General features: G+C 62.7%; 7 protein-coding genes and 1 pseudogene. 4 read left to right on the forward strand and 4 right to left on the reverse strand.

Annotated elements, in window-relative coordinates; translation table 11 throughout:
• Window positions 1–412: 412 nt before the first annotated feature.
• On the reverse strand, window positions 413–1,384 hold the full coding sequence (locus CXQ90_RS17530) for a PASTA domain-containing protein (protein ID WP_146068927.1): 972 nt from the start codon (window positions 1,382–1,384) through the stop codon (window positions 413–415).
• Window positions 1,385–1,654: 270 nt separating this feature from the next.
• Between CXQ90_RS17530 and CXQ90_RS17535 the strand changes: the two genes are divergently transcribed.
• Both CXQ90_RS17535 and CXQ90_RS17540 read left to right on the forward strand, forming a co-directional pair.
• Window positions 1,655–2,218, forward strand: coding sequence for a hypothetical protein (locus CXQ90_RS17535; RefSeq protein WP_146068928.1), 564 nt, complete (start codon window positions 1,655–1,657; stop codon window positions 2,216–2,218).
• Window positions 2,219–2,252: 34 nt separating this feature from the next.
• The gene (locus CXQ90_RS17540; protein WP_104140632.1) at window positions 2,253–3,530 is read left to right on the forward strand and encodes a hypothetical protein; all 1,278 of its coding nucleotides are present in this window, start codon (window positions 2,253–2,255) and stop codon (window positions 3,528–3,530) included.
• A gap of 497 nt (window positions 3,531–4,027) precedes the next feature.
• Here the strand turns inward: CXQ90_RS17540 and CXQ90_RS17545 are convergent, their stop codons facing one another.
• Window positions 4,028–4,384 (reverse strand): VOC family protein, encoded by a 357-nt coding sequence (locus CXQ90_RS17545; RefSeq protein ID WP_104140633.1) that lies wholly within the window; start codon window positions 4,382–4,384, stop codon window positions 4,028–4,030.
• Window positions 4,381–5,235, reverse strand: coding sequence for an NAD(P)H-binding protein (locus CXQ90_RS17550; RefSeq protein WP_258064581.1), 855 nt, complete (start codon window positions 5,233–5,235; stop codon window positions 4,381–4,383). Before CXQ90_RS17550 ends, CXQ90_RS17545 begins: the two co-directional genes overlap by 4 nt.
• 85 nt (window positions 5,236–5,320) lie before the next feature.
• On the opposite strand from CXQ90_RS17550, the gene CXQ90_RS17555 reads away from it, so the two are divergent.
• Window positions 5,321–5,719 carry a helix-turn-helix domain-containing protein gene (locus CXQ90_RS17555; protein WP_104140635.1) on the forward strand — a complete coding sequence of 133 codons (399 nt, stop codon included), beginning with the start codon at window positions 5,321–5,323 and terminating at the stop codon, window positions 5,717–5,719.
• A gap of 137 nt (window positions 5,720–5,856) precedes the next feature.
• A pseudogene (locus tag CXQ90_RS23245) lies at window positions 5,857–6,453 on the forward strand (endonuclease/exonuclease/phosphatase family protein); the annotation flags it as partial.
• A 120-nt stretch (window positions 6,454–6,573) separates the two neighbouring features.
• Here the strand turns inward: CXQ90_RS23245 and CXQ90_RS23250 are convergent.
• Window positions 6,574–6,687 (reverse strand): hypothetical protein, encoded by a 114-nt coding sequence (locus tag CXQ90_RS23250; protein ID WP_368783938.1) that lies wholly within the window; start codon window positions 6,685–6,687, stop codon window positions 6,574–6,576.
• Between the last annotated feature and the right edge of the window lie 303 nt (window positions 6,688–6,990).

Below are 6,990 nucleotides of genomic sequence, written 5' to 3' on the forward strand. Positions count from 1 at the left end.
GAGATTTAACTCTTGGCCGGGAGCGCCGTCCATGACCGGAAGCCAAGACGACAGTACTAGGCCGGAACCTTCAAAGCGCAGCTTCCAGGAAGGGGACGCCATGCAGCCGGACCGCCGGCGACCCTGGTCCTGTCCGCACCGGACAAGGTTGGTCGCGAGGGACCTTGGAGCCCCCACTCGTGCTGTGCGACGGGGCTCCCCGGAGTCAACGCGAACTCTTGTTCGGAGTGTCAGCTGGCGATATGCTCCGCATACATTCTCGGGCATCCGGCATGTGTGGCCATCGTACGAGGGACTAACTGAAAATGAGTCGCCGTTACCGCTCCCCCGAGTCGTTAGGGGTAGGGAGCCCTCACGGCTCGCAGCTCAGGCATCGAGCATAAGGATGACGGCCTGAAGTTCCTGGTCATTCTTACTTGATGGTGGCGGACCAGTTCCCGTCCGCGGTGACCGTGTACAGTCCCGGAGCCCACACGACGGTTCCCTTGTAGGGCCCGATCTCGTTGATCAGCAGATCGGGATCCAGCCCGTGCGTCTTCACCGCGATGTTGGAACCGCCGTCGTGCGTGAACGTTGCCGAGCCGATCTCGCCCGTGTAGTGGAAGACGTCGTCCCCGGTGCCGGTGATGGGTGCCTTGCCGTTGAAGGACTTCACCTTCTGCAGCGGCACCAGGGTGATTGTCCAGGCGCCACCGGCGGTGATCTTCAGCTTGGAGGTCTCCGTGTCAGACCAGCTGCCGTCCAGCAGGACGGTGCCGTTGTAGGGGCCGATCTCGTTCACGAGCAGGTCCGTGGACTCCAGGGACGAATCCAGTGAGTGGACGGCGAAGTTGCTTCCTCCGGTGTGCCGGATGACCATCGCTTCGGCGCCCGTGTCGTGCTTGCTGATGGCCAGCACGTCATCGCCGAAGCCGGAGTACACCTTCGGCTTCAGTTTGGCCTCCGCGGCGGCCCTCTTGGCGGCTACGGCCTTTTCGGCTGCCTTCTTCTCTGCGGCGATCCGCTCGAGCCTCTTCTTCTCGGCTGCTGCGTCGGCGGTCTTGGCCGCCGCAATCACGTCCGCTTCGTTCAGGTCAACGGTCAACTTGATGAGCTTCTGCTCTGTGCTGGAGCCGGCGGCCGGATCGGAGGAAATCACCTTCGTGTCCCCGGGGTACACGGTCTTCCATTCCTTGCCGTCCTTGCCGTAGGCAACCGCGCTCAGGCCCTCCTTGTTGAGCGAGTTGTTCGCGACAGGGAAGGACTCGCCGGCGACGTCCGGGACGGTCTTTGTCTGCTCGGACGCTGCAGTCGAAGAATCGCCCGTGGGCGTGCCGGAGCTGCCACACCCGGCCAGGGCGGCGACCAGGACGGCCACTGCAGCGATGGACAATGTTCGTTTCAAAGTTCCCCCATATGTCAATGAATTCAGTGGAATCGTACGCGTAACCGGAACTCGTCAGGATCAGGCCGCATCACAATCAGGACAGGAAGCCAGGCTCGTTGGAGCCACAGAGGGCCTAAGAAGGTCGTGTCGTCGGAGGGAGAGATTGCGGAGGCGAGCCTAGCGAAAGGTCAGGCGGTGAGCGTTGGCGAAGCGTGCTCCTCTAAGATATTCTCAGCGGAATAATCGTGCGGTCGCAGCTTGGCCCACACCGAGCTGGGGGAACAGCACGTGACAAAATCTTCATCGCGCCTGCGGACTGTGGGTCACCGGGCAGTGTCTGCTTTCGCCGTGGTCCTAGGGCTGCTCGCCTTTTCCGTACCCGTCCCGGTGGCCGCCGCTGATGAGCCCGTCAGCACCGTTATCGAAGCCCCCGCGCCTGCACCTACGGTGCGTCTTGAAGGCAGCCCGCTTGTCCACTCCTATCTAAGCGTTGTATTTCCGGGCACCACGCCGGCCGGCAGCCTGAGCTACCAGTTCTTGCATGACGGCGAGGCCCTGGTCCCCGCACAGTCGTGGCCGTACTACTTCCTCCGGGCAATGGACGCCGGGAAGCGCATCTCAGTCCGGGTCACCGCCACCAAGGCCGACTCTGAGCCTGAAGTCCTGACGTCCGAGGAGACAGAACCTGTCCTCGGCTTCATCACAGGATGGCTGACCCCCGACGCCATGCCTGTACTGGGTAATGAACTCGGCGTCAACGTCTGGACGCACAACTCGCAGCCGACCCTCAATGAGGCTGACGCCACCATCACGACAGCTTGGTTCCGGAACGGAACGCCTACCTATCGTTGACGCCCCGGCCCGCTACACCGTGACCGAGGCGGACATGGGCGCAGAGATCACCGCGCAGGTAACGGTCTCGGCGCCCGGATACAGGAGTAGCTGGACCGAGACTGCAAGTTTTGGCATTGCACGCCGCGGCTCGATCCTGCCCGCGTCCCAGCCGGTCATCACCATGGGCACCAGCACCGCGGCGCCCTACGCCGCGTATCCCGGGCAGGTGCTGAAGGCCTCCGCTCCCGCGGTGACGACGTCAGCCCCCACACCGTTTCCGCCTGCACCGGGGTCGGTCACCTACACCTACCAGTGGAGTCAGGACCGTGGCGACAAAGGCATGTGGACGATCCCGGGAGTCACCGGATCCACCTACACCGTCCGCCCCGAGGACGTCGGCCACCGCATCTCGGTCTCCGCCAAACCGGTCTCGCCCAACTTCACCAGCGATGGCAAACGCAGCTACAGCAGCCTGCAGATCTACGGCAAATTCGCGGGCATGACCGCACCCACCATCAAGGGCACCGCCCTGGCCGGCCAGCTGCTCACTGCCGTCCCCGGACCGGCTCCGTCGCCGGCTCCGGATGCGGTGAGCTACTTTTGGTACCGGTCCGGAATCGAGTTGGCCGGGCCCAGCACGGACCCCACGTACCGCCTCACGGTCGCTGACACCGGCCACAAGATGACGGTCAGAGCCTTCTACGAGAAGACCAATTACGACCGGGGGCTCAGCCCCGCCTCCGCGGCAGTTGCCGTGCCCCTCAACTTCATCCTCGGCCCCGCGCCCTGGATTGCAGGCACCGCTGCTACCGGCTACACCGTCAGCGCCCGGACCAGCCCGACCTCTCCCACTGCCACCACCAAGATCTACCAGTGGTACCGCGACGGGAAGCCCATCACCGGGGCGACCGCAGCGTCCTACCGGCTGACCGCAGCTGACCAGTGGCATGTGGTCACCTTCAAGGTCACGTACAAACGCGCCGGCACCGTCACCGCAACCCAGACCTCCAAGGCGATACGGCCGCTGGCCGTGTTCACCAAACTCCCCACCCCTGTCGTTCAGGGCATCACCCGTGGGGGTGCATTCCTGGCCGGACAGACGCTGAGGGCTTCCACCGCCATGCCGTTCCCGGCTCCGACGGCCGTGACCTGGCAATGGCAACGCGACGGGCGTCCGGTTCCTGGGGCGACAGGTTCCAGCTACCGGCTGACCCTGAACGACCGGGACAAGTTCATCCGCGTCGTGGCGACGTTCAAGAGAACCAACTATCGGAACACCGCCCGCGTCTCAGCCCAACAATGGGTCTGGGGACCAACCACAGTCCGGTAGACGAAAAGGCGGCGGTGGAACCCTGTGCGACCGCCAGCACGCACTCGTTGCAAATGGGTTCGACTCCATGTCTGGCGTCCGTGCGAATATGTGCCCAATCCGTATTTCCCCGTCATAACAGCGTGCGCTGGGCAGTAATGGAGTGCCGGCACATGACGTCGAACTTGGACTCGGGGTGACCGTGACGGTGAAGATGCAGGGTAACAGCCAATCTGAAGGGGTCACCAAGATCTGTACCGAAAGGGGCAGGGGGTCTCTAGCTCCGAACTGCACCGTGACCGATACGGCAAAAACTACGGAGCCGGCGCCACAAACTTCCAATTCGACGCGCCACTTCGCGCCAGTTTTCAGGACAAGTGCCCCGCGGGATTCCGCCGATACGATACTGGAAGTTCTTCTAAGTAGATCAACAACTCACAGTCCCTGTGAGATGTCGAGCCACCCGACAAGCAGGGCCCCCGGTGGGGTTACGACCGAGGGCCTTCTTAGCTTCCAGCTCATTGGCTGCGCCATGGGGTTTCCCGCGGCGCGGCAATCAGTTCAGCTCCTGCCTCAACGAGCTCGGTCGTCACGGCTTCCGTGTCCTCCACCTCGAAAGCGACCCGGAGCCTGGCGCTGGGCTGACCCTCGGCTTCCACCCGGTCAATGAGCTTCACCTGTGCGGGGTTGGACAACTCAAGGGTCGCCCGTCCCGCATCCAGGATAGTGACCCGCGCATCACCCTCTCCCTCGTAGGCTTCCTGCTCGGGTAGGCCAAGGACATCGCGGTAGAAAGCCAATGCCTCTTCGTAATCCTCGGCCTCAACAACAAGGCGCAGCTGGCGGATGGGGGCTTTGGGTTTTTCCGTGGTCATATTTGTACCGTAGCCCCAGTCCGCCCAGCCAGCACGGTAGGTCCAGCGGCCGCCACGGCAATGCCCAGTGCGTCCAGGGGGGCCCTTCCGAGGATGTCGGTGATGTCGGTATCTGTCCCTTCGAGGAATCCATGGCTTGCGGCGGAATGGATGGAGAGCAGCATGGACGGCTGGAAGGGCAGGAGCGCGGCTGTGTCCAAGGCCTGGCGCAGTTCGCCAAGATTGCCTGGCCGGTATTCCGTCCCCAGCTCGTCCGCGAGGTCCTGACCTGTAATGATCTTGTCCCCGACGAGATTGTAGGTTCTGCCTTGGTGCTTTTCGGGGTTCCGGGCAATGATGGCCGCTGCTTCGGCAAGGTCATTACGGGCGACCGCGGCGACGCCGCGCTGTCCGAACGGCGCAGAGATGACCCCGTTTCGCGGGGTCAGGAGCTGACCGATCAGCTCGGCGTAGAGGCCGTTCCTCAAAATGGTCCACTCCACCTTTCCATCGCGAAGCCGGCGCTCTGTCCAGCGGTGGGCAAGAGCGAATCCCAGATGGTCGCCGGCATCGGTGAGGCTCGTGTAGATGATGTGCCTGACCCCGTCGCGTTCGGCAGCCGTGATGGCGTTGTTGTGCCTGGTGATGACGACGTCGTCTTCTTCCGTTCCCGCTGACACCAGGACCAGTGTTTCCACGCCCTGGAAGGAGATCGTTTCGGGGACGTCGAAGTCCAAAGCCCAGTGATGGCTGTTCATGACGGGGTTACGGGTGGCTCCGGTTGCAGACGCGCCCGCCTGCGTCAGGTGTTCAAGGATTGCTGTGGCAAGGTGGCCGGAGGCTCCGGTAACGAGAATCATGGGTGTGCTCATTTCACTGGTACTTTTCGGTAACTAGACTCATCTTCGGTAACCGGACGAGGGCCCACAAGGAGGCACTTTGGTGTTAGGCAGTCACATGGAAGTAACCCCTGTTCTGGAACCCTGCGGCGACGCCGACCATCCGGACTGCGGGATACGGGACGTTCTGGATCGAATCGGTGATAAATGGTCCGTGCTGGTCATCGTGGAATTGGCCTCGGGCACCAGGCGCTTTCGTGAGCTCCAGCGGGCAATCGACGGGATCTCACAGCGAATGCTGACCCTCACGGTAAGGCGCCTTGAACGCGACGGCCTGGTTACCCGCACCGTTTATCCCACTGTCCCCACACAGGTCACCTACGAACTCACCGAACGCGGAAGCAGCCTCACCCTGTTGGTTAAGCAGCTGGCGGACTGGTCCCTGGAACACAAAGACGCCATAGGCACATCACGCGAGTTGTACGATCTACAGAATCCTGAGCAAACGATCCGCTGACTCAAGACGGGTTTTCTCCATGGCCAGAGGGGCGGTGTGATCGCTTGCACCGCCCGGCTCCTCCGGTTGGATGGAGTCATGAGCGATCAGCCGCCGGCGGGTGATGGAAGACCTGGACCGGCTGCGGGCAGCCCTGGATGAAAGCCGTCCCCGCCAGGACCGAGTCTAACCTCCTGATCGGCACCTGGAACATCCGCGCACTGGGGGACCTGACCGACAAATGGACCGCGGGGCCGAAGGACTCACCCAAGCGGGACCGGCACGCGATTGTCTGCCTGGCCGAGGTGATCTCCCGGTTCGACGTCGTCGCACTCCAGGAACCACGGCGGAACCCCAAAGCCCTCAAGCACCTGCTGGCCACCCTCGGCCCGGAATGGCAGGTCATCATCTCGGACGTGACAGAAGGTTCCGCCGGCAACGGCGAACGGCTCGCCTACGTCTACGACAGCCGGCGCGTCCAGCCGTCGGGGCTGGTCGGCGAGATGGTCCTGCCTCCGATTGGGGATGACCCCCAGCGCCAGTTCGCCCGCACCCCATACACTGCCAGCTTCACCTGGAACGGGGTCGAATTCACCCTGGCGTCAGTGCATGTGCTCTGGGGCAGGAATGCAGCCGAAAGGCTGCACGAGATCACCGCATTCGCCCAATGGATGAGGGACTGGGCGGACCGGCCCAACGACTGGAACACCAACCTCATGGTCCTTGGCGATTTCAACCTGGACCGGGTCGGCGACCCGCTCTACGCGGCGTTCATCGCAACGGGACTGTGGCCGCCGACGGAGCTGGACAAGGTTCCGCGTACGATCTTCGATGACGACAACGACCGCCACTTTTACGACCAAATCGCCTGGTTCTCAGAACCTGACGGCACACCCCTGCTTCGGGGCCTGACCTACGGGCAGCGGGCTGGCTCCTTCGACTTCATCCCGGGGTGGACAGCCGCTTTCTTTGGCGAGGTGCGACCTCACCTGGCCCTCCGGCAGGAGCCCGTCAAAGAAGTCGTAGACCTACGGACCGTCGATCCTGTTCCGGCTCACTGGCATGGGCTTTGTTCAATATTTCGAACATCTTGGCTTCTTGGCCAAAAGTTCGATATTCCGAACATCACAGGATGCTGAATAAGCAACGTTTGGCCGTCGGACTCCGCGGAGATAAGAGTGATAAACGGCGCCACCATAGCCCGTTGGACTGAACAATTCAGTTCTAACTTTCGGGGAGCAGTTTCAGGTTTAAGGGCAGTTCGTTGTCTGAGGAGCAGCGCGAAGCCGCGG

Source organism: Arthrobacter sp. ZGTC131 (assembly GCF_002929275.1).
GTDB lineage: Bacteria > Actinomycetota > Actinomycetes > Actinomycetales > Micrococcaceae > Arthrobacter.